The following is a 20,425-nucleotide window of genomic DNA, read 5'->3' on the forward strand; positions in this document are numbered from 1 at the left end:
TTATGAAATATCTATTTATTATAGTGTTGCTGGTTTTTACAGGTTGTAAGAATGAAGTTAAAAAAGAAAATATTAAAGTTGAAGAAAACAGTAGAGTAGATTATTTACCGTATTACAACGATGAATCTTTTACGCCACATTGGTTAACGCCAAATACGGAAGAAGAAAAAACGTTTCATAAAATTCCAGATTTTTCATTAACAAATCAGTCAGGAGAAACAGTTACTCAAAATACTTTTGAAAATAAAATTTATGTAACCGATTTCTTTTTTACAACATGCCCAGGTATTTGTCCTAAAATGACGGGTAATATGGCGAAAATTCAAGAAGAATTTAAAAACGACGAAGACGTCTTGTTGTTATCGCATTCGGTAATGCCAAGTACGGATTCTGTTAGTGTTTTACGTGCGTATGCTAATAAAAATGATGTTATAGATAATAAATGGCATTTAGTAACAGGTAGTAGAAATGAAATTTATGCTCTTGGAAGAGATCATTATTTTGTTGAAAGTGATTTAGGAGAAGTAAAAAGTATTGATGATTTTTTACACACCGAAAATTTCTTATTAATAGATAAGAATAAACATATTAGAGGGATTTATAATGGTTTAAATAGAGCTTCTATGGCTCAATTAATAACAGATGTTAAAGCTTTGAAAAAGGAAATTTAATAACTATTTGAGTCAGTCAAATTTTTGTAGTAAATTAAATTTTGTTTAATAGCTCTAAAGGCTCCATGCGTAATGCTGGAGTCTTTTTAATTTTAAGTAAATTTGTGTTTATGAAGAAAATGAGCCTTACTATTTTATCTGTTGTGTTGTTGCTTTCTTGCGGAAATGTAAAAAACATTAAAACTAAAAATATAACTTCTGTTGAAATTGAACATATATTACAAGATTCACTTTTAAACGTTAGAGCTTTGGAGATTGTAAAAGAAACTAACGGTGCTTTCTTTTTAACTTCAAGCGGAAAGGCTGGGCATATTTTCGAAAGTAAACAAGACAATAAGATAAGCGTGGTATACCCCATTGCTATAGCGCCAGATTCTATAAAGAATAATTTTCGATCGCTTGCATTAACTTCAAAAAACGGTTTTGCCTTATCTATTGAAAGTCCTGCACGATTGTATAAAATTAAAAATGATGAGAATACGCTTGTTTATCAAGAGAATCATCCAAAAGCATTTTATGATGCGCTCGATTTCTGGAACAATCAAGAAGGAATTGCTATTGGAGACCCTACTGATGGGTGTTTGAGTATTATAATTACAAGAGATGGTGGTAATAATTGGAGTAAAGTTCCTTGCGAAAACTTGCCTAAAGCTAAAGAAGGTGAAGCGGCTTTCGCTGCAAGTGATACTAATATAGCTATTGTTGGAAACAGTACTTGGGTAGCAACAGGAGGAAAGTCTAGTCGAATTTTATATTCCTCTAATAAAGGAAAAACATGGGAGGCTATTGAAACACCTGTTATACAAGGAGTAGAAACAACAGGTGTATATTCTATTGATTTTTATGATAAACTGAATGGTTTTGCTATTGGCGGCGATTATACGCAGCCAGAAAATAATGTGGCAAACAAGATTAGAACTGCCGATGGTGGAAAAACATGGCAACTTGTTGCTAGTGGTAGAAATCCTGGATATCGAAGTTGTGTGCAATACATTCCTAACTCAAACGGGGAAAAGCTTGTTGCTGTCGGGTTTAAAGGTGTTGATGTTTCTAATGATGCTGGTAATACATGGCAACATATTAGCGATCAAGGTTTTTATACTATAAGATTTGTTAGTGATTCTGTCGCTTATGCAGCAGGAGCAGGTAAGGTATCTAAGCTTTGCTTTAAATAGACGACTTTTCTTCATTTATAATATGTGATTTTTCTTTTTATGTAGGAAAATTAGTGTTTTTTGTTTATTTTTAGAATTGTTAACTCTGTTAAAATAAACCTCATTTATTTAGAATTTGATAAAATTGATATATTATTTTTGAATATTTTACATTTTTTTAAAAAACGTTTAAAGTACGTTAAATGCCTTATTTCGCTAGGGGTTTAAGTTACTTTTAATGTATTTTCCTTTTGTAATTCATTGTTTTATAGGGTTTTGTTGAGATTATGTTTGGAAATATAAGATATATTTATCTATATTTGTCAAACAAACGTCCAAAGTACGTTTTATAAAATAACTAAACTAAATATTGAAATCATGAAACTACCACAACAAAAAATTAGACAAAACTTTAATGCCTTTTCTAAACTTGGCGTGAGTTTAAACATTTTTAAAATAGTATTATTAGCTGTACTTTTTATTAGTTTTAATACTGTTCAAGGGCAAGACGATTTAGTAAATGATGATTACAAAGCCTTTAGTGCGGGAGCTCATGTAAAAAACATGCACTTATGGCATGGATTTGTGGTGCACCCAGGGGCTATGATTGCAACTAACCTAGAGTTTAATTCAAGAGATGCTAAATTTACTTTTGGAGTATGGGGCGGTGCGAGTTTAACAACAGTAGATGTTACTAATAAAATTACAGGTGAAAATGTTGGTGCTCATTATCAAGAATTCTCTATTTATACAAAATATCGTTTTTCTGATAAGTTCTTTATCGAAGCGGTTACTCACAATAACTACACAGGTGTAGAAGAGCGTGGTGATGTATTGCATTACTGGAGTTATGATAAAACACAAGGGTACAACTTTGTAGATCTTAACTTTGGGTATAATGTTACTCCAAATACCTTATTATATTTCGCAACTATTCTTAATGGAGGTTCTGGGGATTACGAAGTGCAAACCGACGGGTCTTTAGAAAATTCTTGGACACATTATTTTGAAGTTAGTAGTAAAGTATGGGAAAAAGACGATTCTAGCTTATCTTTATTTGCAGGTGGCGCATGGTCTTTTGTTACAGATAAAACATTTTATACAGAAGGAGCAGGGAATTTAATAAACGTAGGGGCAACCTTTAGTAAAAACGTTAAATTAGGTAACTATAATTTGCCAATTGGAGTTACGGCAATGTGGAATCCAGAAAAAGAGAAAACAGTACTTCAAGTAGATTTTACAATTTTTTAATCATCAATAACTAAATAAAATAACACCTTAAACCATTCATTATGAAAACAAAAAACAAAACATCCGTTCTAAAGCAAATCCTTAAACCATTAATGGTATTTGCTTTAATTTTTAATTTATCTAGTTGTGTAGAAGAAACAGGATCTACAAGTGCTACAGTAAATTCTGCTGAAGAGACAGGCGTTACTGTTGCAAGTAATGTCGATTTAACAGGAAAGAAAATCGGGTACTGTACACCGTCTTTAAATGCGCCGTATTACCAAGCATTATTGCAAAGTATTAAGTCGAATACAGAAAAAAATGGTATGGTATTTTTATCTGCGGATGGTCAAGATGATATTAATAAACAAATAGCTGCGGTAGAAGATTTAATAACTAAAGGTGTTGATGCTTTATTGTTGAACCCAAAAGATCCTGATGCTTTGGTTGGAGTTACAAGAGTAGCAAAAGCAGCTGGAATTCCAGTTTTTATTATCGATAGTTCTATAGATCCTTCCGCGGATTACGTAACTACTATTCAGTCTAATAATTTGGCAAATGGTGAGTTAGCAGGAGAATGGCTTGTTCAAAAAATGGGAAGTACTAAAATGAATATCGCTTTATTGAGTGGTAACGCTGGTAACCCTGTTGGAAGAACTCGCAAACAAGGTTTATTACAAGGTATTACAGAAGAGCAATTAAGAACGCAAGGTAAAATTGATTTAAACATTGCAACTCAAGCTTATACCGAATGGTCTTATGCTGGTGGTTTAAAAGCGATGGAAGATATTTTAGTAGCGCATCCAGATATTAATGTGGTAATTACAGAGTCTGATGTTTGCGTTTTAGGAGCTATTAAAGCCATTGCTCAAGCTGGTAAAACTGACGATATTTTAATTGTTGCTGGTGCCGACGGACAAAAAGAAGCCATTAAATATATTATGGATACAGATTTTTATGGTTGTACGGCTATGAATAGTCCAGTGCAAATTGGTAAAAATGCTGTTCATTATGCTATTGAATATATGAATGGGAAAAGAGATTTTAAGAAAACATCATTTACAGCGCCTTTATTAATTACGAAAGAAAACGCTGCTAAATACTATAACCCAAAAGCCTTATTTTAATCTCTAAAGCTAGTTTATATGAAAACTTCGAATAGTGAATATAGAGTTGAAATGATCGGAATATCTAAAAGTTTCGGTGTGGTTTCTGTACTCGAAAATGTAAACTTAAGAGTAAAGCCTGGTGAGATTCACGCTTTACTTGGCGAGAATGGTGCGGGAAAATCTACTTTGGTTAAAATTCTTAGTGGTGTGCATCAAAAAGATTATGGAAAAGTAATTTTAGATGGAGAAGAAATTAGTCCAAAAAACACTCACGATGGCCAGGTTTTAGGAATTAGTGTTGTGTATCAAGAATTATCATTGGTGAATGATTTATCGGTAGCCGAAAATATTTATCTGCACAAACTTGGTGCAAGTAAATTTTGGATGAATTGGAAACAGATAACTAAAGATGCTCAGGAATTAATTGATTCTTTAGGTTTTGAAATTGATGCATCGGCAAGAGTTAGAGATTTAAGTATCGTTCAAAAACAAGTGGTTGAAATAGCCAAAGCGCTTTCCGAAGATACTAAAGTTTTAGTGTTAGATGAACCGACTACGGTTTTCGATCCAACGGATACTAAAAAATTATTCGACAACCTTTTCAAATTAAAAGCAAAAGGAATTTCGATTATTTATATCTCACATCATTTAGATGAAATTTTTAAGATAGCAGATTCTGTTACTGTGCTTAGAGATGGCGTAGATACAGGAACAATGGCGGTTGCAGATACGGATACCGATGGGGTTATTCGTTTAATGATTGGGAGAGAATTGAAAGATTTATATCCTGCTCGTGATGTTCAAATAGGTGAAGTTCCAATTTTTGAAGTTAGAAATTTAACAGCAAAAGATACTTTAGTTCACGATGTATCCTTTTCGGTACGTCCTGGAGAAGTTCTTGGAATTGCAGGTTTAGGTGGAAGTGGAAGAACGGAAACAGCGAAACTTATTTTTGGAGCGCATAAGAAGAAATCTGGTACTTTAATTTTAAACGGAAAAGAAATAGTAACAAATACACCAGTATGTGCTGTTGGGCATCAAATTGGTTTTGTTTCAGAAGACAGAAAAGAAGATGGTGTGTTTTTACCACTTTCAATTAGACGAAATATTAGTGTAACCAATTTTACGGGTATTTCGGGGAAACTAGGCTTTATTAATGTTGAGAATGAGTATAAAAATGTGTTAGGTTTAATTGAAAAATTAAGCATAAAAACACCAAGCTCAGAGGTAGACGTTAAAAACCTAAGTGGTGGAAATCAGCAAAAAGTAGCTTTAGCTAAATGGTTAAGTATTGATAGTAAAGTTATTTTTATTGACGAACCTACTCGTGGCGTAGATGTTGGAGCCAAAATTGAAATTTATAACCTTATTAATGAAGTCGCCAAAAAAGGCGTTGGGGTTGTAGTTATCTCTTCCGATATGCCAGAGATAATGGGTATTGCAGATCGTATTTTGGTCATGCATGAAGGTACAATCTACGGAGAATTAACCAAAGATAAATTTTCCGAAGAAAACATTTTGCGCTATTCTATTGGCGAATCACTAAAATTAGTAGTCTAACAAAACTATACCAAAAAACAAAGTCATGGCATTAACAATAAAACAACAACTAAGTAGCCCGGGAGGCATACTTAAGTTTATCGTAAAACATAATACAATTTTCATTTTTGTATTGCTGGTTATTTTTTCAGCATTAATTTCCGATGTATTTTTTACATCAACAAATCTTTCAAATTTATTAAAACAAGTATCAGGTATTGGTATTATTAGTATCGGTATGTTAATTGTGATTTTAACTGGGGGCATCGATTTATCCGTGGGGTCCATGGTCGCATTATTAGCGGTAACTTTTGCTATTTTGGTTAATGTTGTCGTTTTACCACTAGCAATTTTACTAACCATTATTATTGGTTTTAGTTTAGGAAGCGTCTCGGGTTATCTGGTCGCATATCAAAAAATGGCACCATTTGTCGCTACTTTGGCTTTAATGACGATTGCTAGAGGATTAGGGTTTATTTACTCTAAAGGATCTCCAATTACATTTAAAACTCCAGGAGGTGAATTTATGTCAAATTTCGCAAATAATTCTACAGTTGGTATTCCAAATATTGCCATTGTATTCTTTTTAATCGTGATTTTTGCTATGGTGATGCTGCGTTACAACGTATTTGGTAGATTAATAATTGCCATAGGAAGTAACGAAGAAGCTTCGCGTTTATCTGGTATCAAGGTTAATAAATACAAGTTTTTAGTTTATGCAATCTCTGGAGCTTTAGCTGCAACAGCTGCTATAATTGTAGCTTCTAGAACTAATTTAGGGTCTCCAAATATGGGTATGGCTTGGGAGCTAGATGCTATTGCTGCCGTTGTAATTGGTGGTGCAAGTTTAAATGGAGGAAAAGGATCTGCTATTAATACATTAATGGGTGTGCTTATTTTAGGTTTAATTGGTAATATTTTAAATCTATTAAATGTACCGTCTTATCCACAGCAAGTTGTAAAAGGAGCTATCATCATTTTTGCTGTATTACTTCAACGTTTTGATAGCAAATAATACTTATAAAAAATGAAAAATTTAAAATTAAATAACCAGAACTTAACAAGGTTTGAGGGTGAGGTTGCTATCCCTAAATATAACAGGGATAACGTAAAGGCAGGAATTGTGCATGTTGGTATTGGTGGGTTTCATAGATCGCACGAGGCGCTTTATACCGATCAATTATTGCATAACGAATCAATTAAAGATTGGGGTATTTGTGGTGTAGCATTGTTAGATTTTGATACTAAAATATATAATGCTTTAAAAGAACAAGACGGTTTATATACATTGGTTGTAAAAGAATTGGATGGGTCGCTAACCAAACGCATTATTGGTTCTATTGTTGAGGTTTTATACGCACCTGAAAACCCAATGAAAGTGATTGAAAAAATGGCAAGTCCAGAGGTTAAAATTATTAGTTTAACTATTACTGAAGGAGGTTATAATTATGATGAAGCTACGGGGGAATTCAATTTCGAAAACCCGTTAATTAAACACGATATAGAACATAAGGAAACACCAAAAACTATTTTTGGTTATTTAACGCAAGCATTAAAACTACGTAAAGAACGTGGTTTAAAAGGTTGTACAATTCAGTCCTGTGATAATATTCAAGGAAATGGGCATATGACCGAAAAAATGCTTTTAAGTTATGTGAAATTTGCAGAACCAGAATTGGTATCTTGGATAGAAAAAAACGTGTCGTTTCCAAACGCTATGGTCGATAGAATTACACCGGCTACTAGTGCTGTAGATATTTCAAATTTAAAAGAAACATCGGGAATTGATGATGCTTGGCCAGTGGTTTGCGAGCCTTTTAAGCAATGGGTTATTGAAGATGATTTTATTGCAGGTAGACCAACTTGGGAAAATGTAGGTGCTCAATTTGTTGAAAATGTAGAGCCTTACGAAAAAATGAAACTTCAATTATTAAACGCAGGGCATTCAGTTTTAGGAATTCTTGGTGCTTTAATGGGCTATGATACTATAGATGAAGCAGCGAATAACCCGAGTATAAATGCATTTTTAAGAGCATATATGGGTAGGGAAGTAGCGCCTATTCTAAATAATTTAAAGGGTGTTGATCTTGAAAGTTATGAGGTGTCATTACTTCAACGTTTTGGTAATATTTATATAAAAGATCAAATAGATCGAATTTGTTCAGAAAGTTCGGCTAAATTTCCGATATTTATTTTACCAACAGTAAATGCACAGCTAAAATCAAATGGTAATGTTGAGCATGCAGCTTTTGTAACTGCGGCATGGGCTGTTTACAGTTTGGGTAAAGATGAAAAAGGAAAAGCTTTAAATATTAAAGATGCAATGAAGTCTGTTTTAAATGAAAAGGCTATAGCGTCAAAAGTAGCCCCTATTGAGTTCTTGAAAATAGAATCTATCTTCGGGAAATTAAAAGATTCTAAACCTTTTTCAGAAGCATTTACGTGTGCATATAAAGATATCGTGAAAAACGGTGTTGAAAAGTGTATTTTGGAAATAAATACGAATCGTGTAAATTTTATATAAAATGGCAAATATCACTTGTTTTGGAGAAGTATTGTGGGATGTATTTCCAACCCATAAAAAAATTGGAGGAGCACCTTTAAACGTAGCTGTTAGGTTGCAATCTTTTGGGAACAATGTGTCTATGGTTTCCCGTGTTGGTGAAGATGAAAAAGGAGCTGAAATTCTTGATTTTTTTAAAACTAGAGGGGTAAATACGGAAGGTGTTCAAATCGATTCGGTAAATAAAACTGGGAAAGTAAAAGTGGTTTTAGATGAAGAAGGCTCTGCATCTTATGATATTATGTTTCCTAGAGCTTGGGATAAAATAGAACTTAGCAATCAAGCCAAAACTATAGTTTCTAACTCCGATGCATTTGTATTTGGGAGTTTAGCTGCTCGCGATGATATTTCGAGAGAGACACTTTACGAGCTTTTAAAATTAGCGAAGTATAAAATCTTTGATGTTAATTTAAGGCCTCCGTATTACACGGTAGAGGTGCTTAAGTACTTAATGAGTCAGGCCGATTTTGTCAAGTTTAATGACGATGAAATTATTGAAATAGCGAAAGAATTAGGTTTTATATCTCAATCTTTAGAGGAGATTATTCAGTTTGTATCTAAGGAAACAGCTGCAAAAACTATTTGTGTAACTAAAGGAGGTAGTGGTGCTATTTTGTATGTAAACAACACGTTTTATTATAACGGTGGTTATAAAGTTAAGGTTGTAGATACTGTAGGTGCTGGCGATTCGTTTTTGGCATCTATTATTACACAATTATTAAATAAAAACGCACCGCAAGAAGCTTTAAACTTTGCATGTGCCGTAGGCGCAATTGTAGCGAGCAGCGAAGGTGCAAATCCAGAAATAAAAAAGGACGCTATTGAAAAAATGATTAATAGTTAAGAATTTGTTTTTTGTTAATAGTGATTGAGAAGCTTTATGAATTTGGTCATAAAGCTTTTCTTCTTTTATAACTTTAAATCAAATTAGCGTTGAAATTTATAATACTTTCTTTAATATTATGCGTCCTTATGTAGTTTAAGTATTTTAAATATTTTGTAGTAAAAAGTATATTCGAACTTAAATCTTTAAAAATAGATTTTATTTCTAAAAATTTAAGAGGGTGTTGTTGTGAGAGCGCCGACATTCTAATTAATGTATTACTAATAGAATCCTCAATGTTATAATGGTTTCCTTGATCGTCGATACCGTCATTATATTTACACCATGCAGCTATAATAAAGGCTATTCTGTTAAATGCATTTTCTTCTTCTTTAAGTTGAATATTTAAAGTTGATAAAATAAATATCGGAATTTTTGCCGAACTTTCACTGCAAATCCTAGACAAGCTATCATTTATATTTGGGTTTTTAAATCTAGAAATTAGTGTAGTTTTGTATTCTGCTATATCTATTTTTTTTGCTTTAACTAAAATTGGAGCAACCTCAAGATCCATGAAATTTTCTAGAAACAGCATAAAGTCAGTGTCATTGGCTGCTTCTTGCACAGTTTTATAGCCATGCAATGTGCCTAAAACACCTAAAACACTATGCCCGGCATTTAAAAGCTGTAATTTCATGTTTTGGTAAGGCGCAATATTTTTCACAAATTGAACACCTACTTTTTCCCAATTTGGTTTTTCGTTATAAAAATTATCTTCAATAACCCATTCTGTGAAAGATTCGCAAACCACAGGCCATTGGTCTTCTATAAAAAAATCGTTTTTTAAAGTATCAAGATCTTTATGGTGCGTTATAGGTGTAATCCTATCTACCATTGTGTTTGGGAAAGTGGTATTGTTTTTTAGCCAAGGCAATAAATCTGGTTCGTTTTTTTCTACATAATTTAAAAACGACTGTTTCATGGTATCCCCATTATTTTTTATGTTGTCGCAAGATAGAATAGTGCAACCTAGCAATCCACGAAGTTTTCGTAATTTAAAAGCTTGTGTTAAATAGCCAAAAACAGTTTTTGGATTAAAAGGATTAACAATATCTTCGGCAACTGCTGGGTGTTTTTGGTTGAATTCACCTGTTATTTCATTTAAATGGTAGCCATCTTCAGCAATAGTAAGCGATATAATTTTAATATCTGGGTTAGCTAAACGTTCTATAACCGCCATTGGGTTTTCTGGCCCAAAAAAATACTCGATAATAGAACCTATTATTTTAGGTTTATGTAAACTGGTGGCATCTTTTGTAATTAAGGTGTAAAACCCATCTTGATCCTTTAAAACATTGTATGTTTTTCGATCAGAATCTAATAAGTCAATACCGCAAATACCGTAATTTAATTCATGATGTTTTTCAATTAAATCGTGCATGTAATTTGCTTGGTGAGAACGATGAAAATTGCTTACTCCAATATGTGCAATACTCGTTTTAACTTGATCTCTGTCAAACAAAGGTGTAGAGGCGTTTTCTTTTATCGCTTCTATATTTTCCATGTTTAAATATAAAGAATTCGGCATGTTGTTGTTGGTATTGTCTAAGCGTTTAAAATCTTTTTAAATTTACATAAAAAAATATTGATTTACATTGAAAATTTGCGGTTTCATTGTATATTACAGAATAAGAAAATGTTTTATTGTTTTTTTATTTTAGAATTTTTGAAGAAGAAAAATGGATTTTAGGAAGCGAGATAATGTATCTGTAGATTGTGTGATTTTCGGGTTGAATGAGGACGGTTTAAACGTTTTATTACGAAAACGAACACTTAATATGTTTGATGAAAATTATCCGGTAATTGATGACTGGATGCTTACTGGTGGCCGAGTTTTTATTAGTAAAACTTTGGAAGAATCTGCTAATATTATTTTTAAAGGTATAACAGGCTATAATGAGTTTAATAGAACTCAATTTAGAACATACGGAAATCCAACACGGTTAAAATCTGATAAAGATTTACTTTGGGTGCGCAGTCATGGAGTAAAAACGCAATCGATGACGATTGCCTATTATTTTGCACAACCAATGGATTGTATTGAGGCTAATGAAAAAGAATTTAAATGGTTTTTTATCGATGCTTTGCCAGAGTTAGGCTTCGATCATAGTAAAATTATAAAAGACGCACATGAGGATTTGCAACAAAAAATTATGGTAGAGCCTATAATTTTTGACTTAATGCCTGATAAATTTACTTTAAATGAATTGCAATTTGCTTTTGAATCAGTTTTGGAAATTGAGTTGGATAATAGGAATTTCAGAAAAAAAGTATTAAAAAAAATATATATCGTTCCACTTAATGAAACTAAAAAAGGAACGGCTAAAAAACCATCTAAATTATATGTTTTTAGCCGTGATGTGTATGATAAAGTCTCCGAAAAGGATTTTATCGTTAATGTATAATCTTTGTTTATTTTAAAATACTATTTTTTTTGTTCATGTTTACGTTTTTTGTATTCATCAAAAAGCTTTCGGTTAAAATCGTCTTCGGTGGCTTTAAGTAATATTATTTTTCTGGGCGAAATAATTTTCTTTAAATTAACAATTAGATTTACACGCTCTGTGTGTAACTTATCTTCAGCTTCTACAAATTTATCTAATAATTCTTTAGCTTTTTCATCGGTTATAGTTGTAGCATTTTCTTTTATTTCTTTTCGAATAGCTCGCATGTCTTCATACTTACATTTCCTCGAGTTTTCATCGTATGTATTATAAATAGGCCAAAATGCTTGAGCTTCTTTAGCTGTTAGGTCTAATTTTTCTGTAATAAAAGAGACCTTTAGAGCTTGTATGCGCTCTCGATCTTTATGTTGTGCAAATACACTTACTGTAAATAAGAGTATAAATAGGGTTGAAATATATGTTTTCATATTTTTTATTTTATAATTAAATCTTCCATGGACGCGTTTTCTAAAAAATAACCTTCCATAGCTTCGTCTGTAAATTCTAAATACTCAAAGTCTTCTTCCGAAATATCGTCCACTAATAATAGAGTCGCAATTTCGTAAGAGCCTACATTTTCATCTAAAATATAATTCTCGACAGTATCAATGTCTAAAGAATCCCAATTTGTTTGTTTTTCAAAAATTGAAAGATTGAACAGTAATAAAACTGCTGCAGCAATACTCGAAATGTAAAGTAGATTTTTTCTGTTGAATAAAGGAATTACTTTAGTCGTTTTTTGTTCTGAAACTTTATTTAAAATACTGTTTTCTAAAGAATCAAAATAACCTTCTGGAGCTTTAAAACCAGAATCCCTAGCTACTTCATTAAGCTTTATTTTGGCCATAAAACGGTCTTCAAGATTATCGAAATAATCTTTCGGAGCTTTTAAGCCTGAGTTAGTTATGTTATGTATTTTATTTGTTTTCATCTTACTATTAAGACTTGTGTTTTTTTAAAAGGTTTAATCTTGTGTTAAAAAGGTTTCAATTTTTTTTACAGCTAAATGATACGATGCTTTTAACGCACCTTCACTTGTTTCTAAAATTTCGGACATATCTTTATATTTTATATCTTCAAAATATTTCATATTAAATACTATACGCTGCTTTTCTGGTAGCGTAGCAATGGCTTGTTGTAATTTTAATTGAATGGCATCTCCTTCAAAATACACATCGGATGTTAAGTTATTAATGGCTAATTGCTGTACTTCTTCGTTGCTAGTTTGTAAACGTTTTGCATTTTTATTGATAAACGTGATAGATTCGTTTGTTGCTATACGATACATCCAAGAGAATAGTTTACTGTCGCCTTTAAAGTTATCTATATTTTTAAAGATTTTAATAAATGTATTTTGCAACACATCATCAGTATCATCATGCGATTTTACAATATTTCGAATATGCCAATATAAGCGTTCTTTATATAGCGTTATCAATGCTCTAAAGGCTGCTTCTTTATGGGTTTCCGATTTTAATTGCTCAATGAGCTGTACTTCGTCCGTCACTAAAACTTCTTTATTTTTTAGACTCAAAAATATACAAAAGGTTTAATCTTAAACGTTTAAATTTTATTAAAAACATAACCAATTGATCTTTAGTTTTTTACTGTTTAAATAATCGATAAAAAGCATATAAATTAGATTAAATGCATTAATTTTATTGTTTATAAGAGAATTTATTATAAATTTGCTACAGAAACCTACTTAAGTTGTTAGTCGTCCCCAAGTCTAACATAAGCTTACAAAAAAAGGATAGAAACCCCAAGTCTCTATCCTTTTTATATTTTATAACGTTGAAGTATTTATTCGAAACTTTGCATATCTACAAGTTTTTTATAAACACCATTTTTATCAATAAGCTCTTGATGTTTGCCTTGTTCTACAATTTCACCTTTATTTAAAACAACAATATTATCAGCATTTTGAATGGTTGAAAGTCTATGAGCAATTACAATGGACGTTCTATTTTTCATCATGTTTTCTAATGCGACTTGAACTATACGTTCACTTTCTGTATCTAGAGCAGATGTTGCTTCGTCTAAAATCATAATTGGTGGACTTTTAAGAACAGCTCGAGCGATGCTTAAACGTTGCTTTTGTCCGCCAGATAGTTTCCCTCCAGCATCGCCAATATTGGTTTGAATACCTTCTGGTAAATCTTTAACAAATTCCCATGCATTGGCAATTTTTAAGGCTTCAATTACGTCTTCATCCGTTGCTTCTTGTTTTCCTAATTTTAGATTGTTAACAATAGTGTCGTTAAATAGAATAGCGTCTTGTGTTACAATACCTAGTTGCGCACGTAGAGTGCTTGTTTTTAAATTAATAATATTGATGCCGTCAATTAAGATTTCTCCTTTGTTAACGTCGTAAAAACGTGTAATAAGGTTTGCTATTGTAGATTTTCCACTACCAGATTGCCCAACTAAAGCTACTGTTTTTCCTTTTGAAACAGTTAATGAGAAATCTTTCAAAACATAATCATTTTTATATTTGAAAGAAATGTTTTTGAATTCGATTTCTGAATCGAAACTTGCTTTTTCAAGCGCATTTTCTTTATCTTTTAAGGGGTTGGGAGCATCCACGATTTCTTGAATACGTTCTGCTGCAGCATTACCTTGTTTAAGATTGAAAAGTCCTCTTGAAATGGCTTTGGCCGGAACTAAAATATTGTAAGCAAGACCCATATATGCTATAAAAGAACTTCCGTCAAGCGTTTTATCGACTAGAACTAATTGTCCGCCATACCACAATAGAATAGAGATAACTAATATTCCTAAAAATTCGCTTGCAGGCGATGCTAAATTTTGACGGTTTAATAATTTATTAGAAAAGTGGTAAAACCTTCCTGTAGATTCAGAAAATTTATCATAAAATTCACTTTCCGCATTAAAACCTTTAATAATGCGTAATCCGGTTAAGGTTTCTTCTAAAGTAGATAGAGTTAAGCCTTGTTCTTTTTGAACACGATCTGATTTTCGTTTTAAACTTTTTCCTATTTTTGAAATAACCAATCCTGAAAGTGGAATGAAGATAAATACAAAAATGGTTAACTTTACACTTATTAAAAGCATCATTACAATAGTGAAAATAATGGTAAGTGGTTCACGAACAATAAGCTCTAAGGCAGGAAGCATCGAGTATTGTAAGGTGGAAACATCTGCAGTAACACGCGTCATAATATCTCCTTTTTTCTGTTCGGAAAAATAGGACAGTGGTAATTCTACAGTTTTTTTGTATACGGTATTTCTAATATCTCTAACTACACCATTACGTAAAAACACCATAAAATAATTTGCTAAATAGCCAAATAGGTTTTTTAGTAGAAACAAAACTACAATTAAACCAACTACAATAAGTAGTGCTTTTTGCGGATCATTATCTGTGTGTAAGTTTACTTGATAAGCTAGGTAATCCTTGAAGAAATCTTTTAAGCTAGAAATCCCTTTGTAGATAGGTTTTACAATAGGTTTCATTTTGTCTTTTGTTCCAAACAAAATGTCTAGCATGGGGATTAATGCTATAAAAGATAGTGCCCCAAATAAAGCATAAAACACATTAGCGATAATGTGTCCTATGGCAAAATTCTTATATGGTTTGGCATACCGAAGTATGTTATAAAAATGATTCATCTAAATTGATGCTTATTTTAAGTTATTTGAAACTCTAAATGAGATTCATACTTTTTAAGATGTCTTCCGCTTTAGCGTCAAGTGAAGCTTCTTTAGCTTTAAAATCTTCTACATTAGATAATTTAGTGTTTACACTTACGTAGAATTTTATTTTTGGCTCTGTTCCACTTGGGCGTAATGCTACTTGGCTACCATCTTCAGTATAATAAATTAATACGTTAGATTTTGGTACATCAATAGTTGTTTCTTCTCCTGTAGCCATGTTTTTTGCTATAGAAGAATCGTAATCTTCAATTTTAATAACTTTAGATTCGTTAACAACTGTAAATGGTTTTTGGCGCGCATCAATCATCATTTGTTTGATTTCTTCGGCACCTTGGATTCCTTTTTTAGTTAATGAAATTAATTTTTCTTTATAAAAACCGTGTTCGGTGTAAAGTTTAATTAGTTCATTAAAGAAAGAGCTTCCATTAGATTTTGTTATTGCTGCAATTTGGCAAGCTAATAGAGTAGAGGTTACGGCATCTTTATCGCGAACAAAATCGCCAACCATAAAACCGAAACTTTCTTCTCCACCACCAATAAAGTCTAATTCAGGAAAATCATGAATTAATTTTGCAATCCATTTAAAACCAGTAAGTACAATTTTACTTTCAACACCATAAGATTCTGCAAGTTTGGTAAGCATTGGTGTAGAAACTATAGTAGATGCAATAAATTCTTTGCCTTTAATTCTGTCTTCTGCTTTCCATTCTTTAAGTAGAAAATCGGTCATCATTAACATGGTTTGATTTCCGTTTAGTAATTGTAAATCACCATCAGAATTTCGAACAGCAACACCTAAACGATCACAATCAGGGTCGGTACCAATAACGATATCGGCATTTACTTTATCTGCTAATTCTAAAGCCATTTTTAAAGCCGCTGGTTCTTCTGGGTTAGGCGATTTTACCGTTGGAAAGTCGCCATCTGGTACTTCTTGTTCTTTTACAATATGTACATTTTTAAACCCGGCACGCTTTAACGTTTCAGGAACGGCAGTAATAGAAGTTCCGTGTAAAGATGTAAATACAATTGTTAAATCGTCTTTTGCAGCTTGTGTTGCTCCAACAGAACCATTTTTAACAGATGCATCGATAAAAACATCATCAACATCTTTTCCTATATATTCAATTAAATCGTTGTTTGCTTCAAACTTAATATCAGCATAATCTAAATTATTAATTAGGTTAATTACACCACCATCATGCGGAGGTACTAATTGTCCGCCATCTTGCCAGTATACTTTGTAGCCATTGTATTCTGGTGGGTTGTGAGATGCCGTTAAAACAATACCACAATGGCAGTTTAAATGTTTTACAGCAAAAGATAATTCTGGTGTAGCTCGTAAATCTTCGAATAAATAAACTTTAATACCATTTGCAGAAAATACATCGGCAACTAATTTTGCTAATGATTTACTATTGTGTCTACAATCGTAAGCAATTACAGCTTTTGGTGTTTCATTTGGAAACGATTTATGTAAATAATCGCTTAAACCTTGGGTGCTTTTCCCTAAAGTATATTTATTGATGCGGTTTGTGCCAACACCCATGATGCCACGCATACCACCTGTTCCAAATTCTAAATCTTTATAAAAGCTTTCTTGTATATCTTTTGGATGGTTTGCAATACTATCTTTTATAGTGTTTTGCGTTTCTTCATCAAAAGCTGGAGTTAACCAGGCGTTTATTCTGTCTAAAATTTTTGGTTCAATGTGTATCATATATGTATAATTAGTTGTGCAACAAGTGAGAACAAAAGTAAACAATTGTTAAAGAATAATTTTTAAAAAATGGGCTATTTTGACGCCATTAAAAGTGTTTTTAACTTTTTCTTAATGATTAGGGCTTAAATTTATTTCATCTTTAATTAAATAGCGTGTTTTATCAGGTCTATTTCGTAAAATAATTTCACCTAAAAAACCTGCTACAAAAAATTGCGTACCAATAATCATGGTAGAAAGTGCAATAAAAAATTGTGGACGTTGGGTAATTAATCGGCCTGTTCTATTTAACCATAATTTATCTATACCAAGGTATAGCGCAAATGCAAAACCAATGGCGAACATTATAAAACCTAATGCACCAAACAAATGCATGGGGCGCTTTCCAAAGCGAGATAGAAACCAAATGGTTATTAAGTCGAGAAAACCATGAATAAAGCGGTCCATCCCAAATTTGGTTTCGCCATATTTTCGAGCTTGATGTTGTACTACTTTTTCACCAATATTTGTAAAGCCTGCATTTTTTGAAAGTACAGGAATATAACGATGCATTTCACCATTAACATCAATATTTTTAACGACTTCGTTTTTGTAAGCTTTTAAGCCACAGTTAAAATCGTTTAGTTTTACACCCGATGTTTTTCTGGCAGCCCAATTAAATAATTTTGATGGTATGTTTTTAGCAATAACAGAATCGTAACGTTTCTTTTTCCAGCCAGAAACCAAATCGTAACCATCATTTATAATCATGCTATAAAGATCGGGGATTTCATCTGGGTTATCCTGTAAATCTGCATCCATAGTAATAATCACATCACCTTGTGCTTTTTCGAAACCCGCATGTAAAGCTTGAGATTTACCGAAATTCCTTAAAAACTGAATGCCTTTTACACTTTTATTTTTAGTTGAAAGTGCGGTAATTATTTTCCAAGAGTCATCTTTACTTCCATCATCAATAAAGATAATTTCATACGAAAGACTATGGTTTAGCATAACTTTAGCTATCCAATCGTGTAATTCGGTTAAAGATTCTTGTTCGTTAAGTAGTGGTATAACTACTGATATATCCATTTATTTTTTTTCAAGTAATAAAATTCAAAAATACTGAAATTATTCTGCGTCAGGAGTGTTTTTTTTCATTGCAGCAGCAACTATTAAACCTATTATACTAAACATAACTAAGTAACCGGCTAAACCTTTAGCGATGTTGGCTAAAGAATAATTGTTTTGAGCTTCCATGTTTTCTACCGTTTGATCGATAATGTCACTTGGTGAATTAAAGCCCTCCATCATTTGTACTGTTTTTTCAATAGTAATCTCTTTTAAAACAGTTGCTGCTTCTGGATCGATAAAGTTGAATAATATATAAGAGACTAAAACACTAATTAATAAACCTAGCGCAACAGTAATAAAATATGCAGTAAAAGCTTCTTTAAAAGTAGCGTAACTGTTTTGAGCTTGTTTTACTTTGACTACGGAAATAATTCCGAAAACAATAACAGCAATTAAAATGAAGGCACCTAGCCAAGTATTTGCAAGTAATTCAATATTTACGGCGTAAGGGATTATAGTGATTAGCGCTAAAAAAACTCCTAAATACAATCCGAAATTAGTAGCGATAGATTTTAATGTTTTTTCCATGATATTTTGATTAAATTATTTTAGTTGAATTGTTAGTGTTCAAAGATACTAAAACGTTACATTTGTAGCAGTAAAAAATAAAATGCAAAAAATATTGTAAATTTATAAAATTTACTTAAATTTGCACTTCCAAAATTGAAAAGAATAAAAAGCATTTAGCGATGAGAAAAGGTATACACCCAGAAAATTATAGATTAGTAGCGTTTAAAGATATGTCTAACGAAGATGTGTTTTTAACAAAATCTACAGCAAATACAAACGAAACTCTTGAGGTAGAAGGTGTTGAATATCCATTAATAAAAATGGAGATTTCTAGAACATCTCATCCTTTTTACACTGGTAAATCTAAATTAGTAGATACAGCTGGTCGTATTGACAAGTTCAAAAACAAATACGCTAAGTTTAAAAAATAAGTTTAGCCTACATTTTATATAAAGAGCCTTCATATTTAATATGTAAGGCTTTTTTGTTTTCTATAATTAGGTTACTTTTGAATTAATAATTTAGAGTTTATTTAGGTGAGCTTTTAACTTCAGACTAAAAATGAATTATATACTTTTTGACGGTCCTTCACGTAATAATTTATTACCTTTTACTTATACTCGGCCTGTTGCTGATATTAGGGTAGGAATATTAACGATTCGTGAAAAATGGGAAAGTTATCTGAGTTGCACTACAACAACCATAACTGAAGATTATTTAGCAGATAAATTCCCGATGGTTGAAATGGAGGTAAATGTTATGATAAATGCATCATACCTTCCAAATGAAGAATTAGTTGAAAAAATTAAAGGGTTAAAAGAAAATGAAGCTATTTTTCAAGGTGATGATGTTATAGCCTTTTTTGCAGAAGAAGGGCAAGAAGATATTGATTTTGATGATTATCATGCTATTGAATTTGACGGAGAGGTCTTAAAAATTGAAAATACTTGGGATATTTTTTCTAAGAATGGAGATGCTATTAAGCAAGATTTTAAATTATTAACTGAAGATAGAACATCGGAACCGATCTCGAAAACCAATAATATTATTGCTCCCGAAAATATTTTTTTAGAAGAAGGCGTAAAACTTGAATTTGCAACGTTAAATGCGAATAATGGACCAATATACATTTCTAAAGATGCAGAAATTATGGAAGGCGCTCTCATCCGTGGACCATTTGCGTTATGTGAATCTTCAATTATAAAAATGGGTTCTAAAATTTACGGACCTACAACAGTTGGTCCATTTAGTAAAGTAGGTGGAGAGGTAAATAACTCAGTTATTTTTGGATATTCTAATAAAGGTCATGAAGGGTTTTTAGGGAATTCTGTGTTAGGCGAGTGGTGTAATTTAGGAGCCGATACCAATAATTCTAACCTTAAAAACAACTATGCAGAGGTGCGTTTGTGGGATTACCAAACAGAGGGTTTTGCCAAAACAGGCTTGCAGTTTTGTGGATTAATGATGGGCGACCATAGTAAATGCGGTATAAATACTATGTTTAATACCGGTACCGTTATTGGTGTGAGCGCTAATATTTTTGGTAGTGGATTTCCTCGAAATTTTGTTCCTAGTTTTTCTTGGGGAGGTAGTAGTGGGTTTTCAACGTATTTAACAAAGAAAGCTTTTGAGGTTGCTAAAGTGGTTATGGGTAGACGGAAAATCGAATTAGACCAGCAAGACGAGGCTATTTTAGAGCATATTTTCGAAGAGACAAAAAAATACAGAAGATCATAGCAGGATTATACGAAATTTGTTGATGACTTTTTTTTGAACACTTTTCAGTTATTCAAGTATTTGTATATTTGTTT

General features: G+C 32.1%; 19 protein-coding genes. 11 read left to right on the plus strand and 8 right to left on the minus strand.

Features of this window, described 5'->3' with window-relative positions; all coding sequences use genetic code 11:
* Window positions 1–2 precede the first annotated feature (2 nt).
* The 8 genes from M4I23_RS13850 to M4I23_RS13885 all read left to right on the plus strand — a co-directional run bounded on the left by M4I23_RS13850 (window position 3) and on the right by M4I23_RS13885 (window position 9,110).
* Entirely contained in the window at window positions 3–671 is a 669-nt protein-coding gene (locus M4I23_RS13850; protein WP_249754821.1) for an SCO family protein, read from the plus strand.
* 110 nt (window positions 672–781) lie between these two features.
* A complete protein-coding gene (locus M4I23_RS13855; RefSeq protein WP_249754822.1) occupies window positions 782–1,846 on the plus strand; it encodes an oxidoreductase in 1,065 nt (354 codons plus the stop codon).
* Between the two features lie 357 nt (window positions 1,847–2,203).
* A complete protein-coding gene (locus M4I23_RS13860) occupies window positions 2,204–3,076 on the plus strand; it encodes a hypothetical protein (RefSeq protein ID WP_249754823.1) in 873 nt (290 codons plus the stop codon).
* 41 nt (window positions 3,077–3,117) lie between these two features.
* Window positions 3,118–4,182, plus strand: a complete 1,065-nt coding sequence (locus M4I23_RS13865) for a substrate-binding domain-containing protein (RefSeq protein WP_158848369.1) — start codon at window positions 3,118–3,120, stop codon at window positions 4,180–4,182.
* Window positions 4,183–4,200: 18 nt separating this feature from the next.
* The gene (locus M4I23_RS13870) at window positions 4,201–5,724 is read left to right on the plus strand and encodes a sugar ABC transporter ATP-binding protein (RefSeq protein ID WP_158848370.1); all 1,524 of its coding nucleotides are present in this window, start codon (window positions 4,201–4,203) and stop codon (window positions 5,722–5,724) included.
* A gap of 25 nt (window positions 5,725–5,749) precedes the next feature.
* On the plus strand, window positions 5,750–6,718 hold the full coding sequence (locus M4I23_RS13875; protein WP_249754824.1) for an ABC transporter permease: 969 nt from the start codon (window positions 5,750–5,752) through the stop codon (window positions 6,716–6,718).
* A gap of 12 nt (window positions 6,719–6,730) precedes the next feature.
* Window positions 6,731–8,227 carry a mannitol dehydrogenase family protein gene (locus M4I23_RS13880; RefSeq protein ID WP_249754825.1) on the plus strand — a complete coding sequence of 499 codons (1,497 nt, stop codon included), beginning with the start codon at window positions 6,731–6,733 and terminating at the stop codon, window positions 8,225–8,227.
* A gap of 1 nt (window position 8,228) precedes the next feature.
* Complete coding sequence (locus M4I23_RS13885; RefSeq protein WP_158848376.1) at window positions 8,229–9,110, plus strand: carbohydrate kinase; 882 nt, start codon at window positions 8,229–8,231, stop codon at window positions 9,108–9,110.
* A 73-nt stretch (window positions 9,111–9,183) separates the two neighbouring features.
* Here the strand turns inward: M4I23_RS13885 and M4I23_RS13890 are convergent, their stop codons facing one another.
* Entirely contained in the window at window positions 9,184–10,653 is a 1,470-nt protein-coding gene (locus M4I23_RS13890) for a mannitol dehydrogenase family protein (RefSeq protein ID WP_249754826.1), read from the minus strand.
* 175 nt (window positions 10,654–10,828) lie between these two features.
* On the opposite strand from M4I23_RS13890, the gene M4I23_RS13895 reads away from it, so the two are divergent.
* Window positions 10,829–11,554, plus strand: a complete 726-nt coding sequence (locus M4I23_RS13895; protein WP_249754827.1) for an NUDIX hydrolase — start codon at window positions 10,829–10,831, stop codon at window positions 11,552–11,554.
* Between the two features lie 20 nt (window positions 11,555–11,574).
* Here M4I23_RS13895 and M4I23_RS13900 read toward each other — a convergent pair whose 3' ends face one another.
* The 7 genes from M4I23_RS13900 to M4I23_RS13930 form a co-directional block, all read right to left on the minus strand.
* Window positions 11,575–12,021: a Spy/CpxP family protein refolding chaperone gene (locus M4I23_RS13900; protein WP_158848382.1), complete on the minus strand. Its 447-nt coding sequence runs from the start codon at window positions 12,019–12,021 to the stop codon at window positions 11,575–11,577.
* Window positions 12,022–12,026: 5 nt separating this feature from the next.
* Entirely contained in the window at window positions 12,027–12,524 is a 498-nt protein-coding gene (locus M4I23_RS13905; protein ID WP_249754828.1) for a hypothetical protein, read from the minus strand.
* A gap of 33 nt (window positions 12,525–12,557) precedes the next feature.
* On the minus strand, window positions 12,558–13,100 hold the full coding sequence (locus tag M4I23_RS13910; protein ID WP_249754985.1) for an RNA polymerase sigma factor: 543 nt from the start codon (window positions 13,098–13,100) through the stop codon (window positions 12,558–12,560).
* A 296-nt stretch (window positions 13,101–13,396) separates the two neighbouring features.
* A complete protein-coding gene (locus M4I23_RS13915) occupies window positions 13,397–15,226 on the minus strand; it encodes an ABC transporter ATP-binding protein (protein WP_158848386.1) in 1,830 nt (609 codons plus the stop codon).
* 34 nt (window positions 15,227–15,260) lie between these two features.
* Complete coding sequence (locus M4I23_RS13920; RefSeq protein WP_249754829.1) at window positions 15,261–16,991, minus strand: phospho-sugar mutase; 1,731 nt, start codon at window positions 16,989–16,991, stop codon at window positions 15,261–15,263.
* A 111-nt stretch (window positions 16,992–17,102) separates the two neighbouring features.
* Complete coding sequence (locus tag M4I23_RS13925) at window positions 17,103–18,062, minus strand: glycosyltransferase family 2 protein (RefSeq protein WP_249754830.1); 960 nt, start codon at window positions 18,060–18,062, stop codon at window positions 17,103–17,105.
* Window positions 18,063–18,101: 39 nt separating this feature from the next.
* A complete protein-coding gene (locus M4I23_RS13930) occupies window positions 18,102–18,632 on the minus strand; it encodes a DUF4199 domain-containing protein (RefSeq protein WP_249754831.1) in 531 nt (176 codons plus the stop codon).
* 161 nt (window positions 18,633–18,793) lie between these two features.
* On the opposite strand from M4I23_RS13930, the gene M4I23_RS13935 reads away from it, so the two are divergent.
* Both M4I23_RS13935 and M4I23_RS13940 read left to right on the plus strand, forming a co-directional pair.
* Complete coding sequence (locus tag M4I23_RS13935) at window positions 18,794–19,045, plus strand: type B 50S ribosomal protein L31 (RefSeq protein WP_158848392.1); 252 nt, start codon at window positions 18,794–18,796, stop codon at window positions 19,043–19,045.
* Between the two features lie 130 nt (window positions 19,046–19,175).
* Window positions 19,176–20,351, plus strand: a complete 1,176-nt coding sequence (locus tag M4I23_RS13940) for a GlmU family protein (protein WP_249754832.1) — start codon at window positions 19,176–19,178, stop codon at window positions 20,349–20,351.
* Window positions 20,352–20,425 lie beyond the last annotated feature (74 nt).

It is taken from the genome of Algibacter sp. L4_22 (assembly GCF_023473045.1).
In the GTDB taxonomy this organism is placed as follows: domain Bacteria; phylum Bacteroidota; class Bacteroidia; order Flavobacteriales; family Flavobacteriaceae; genus Algibacter.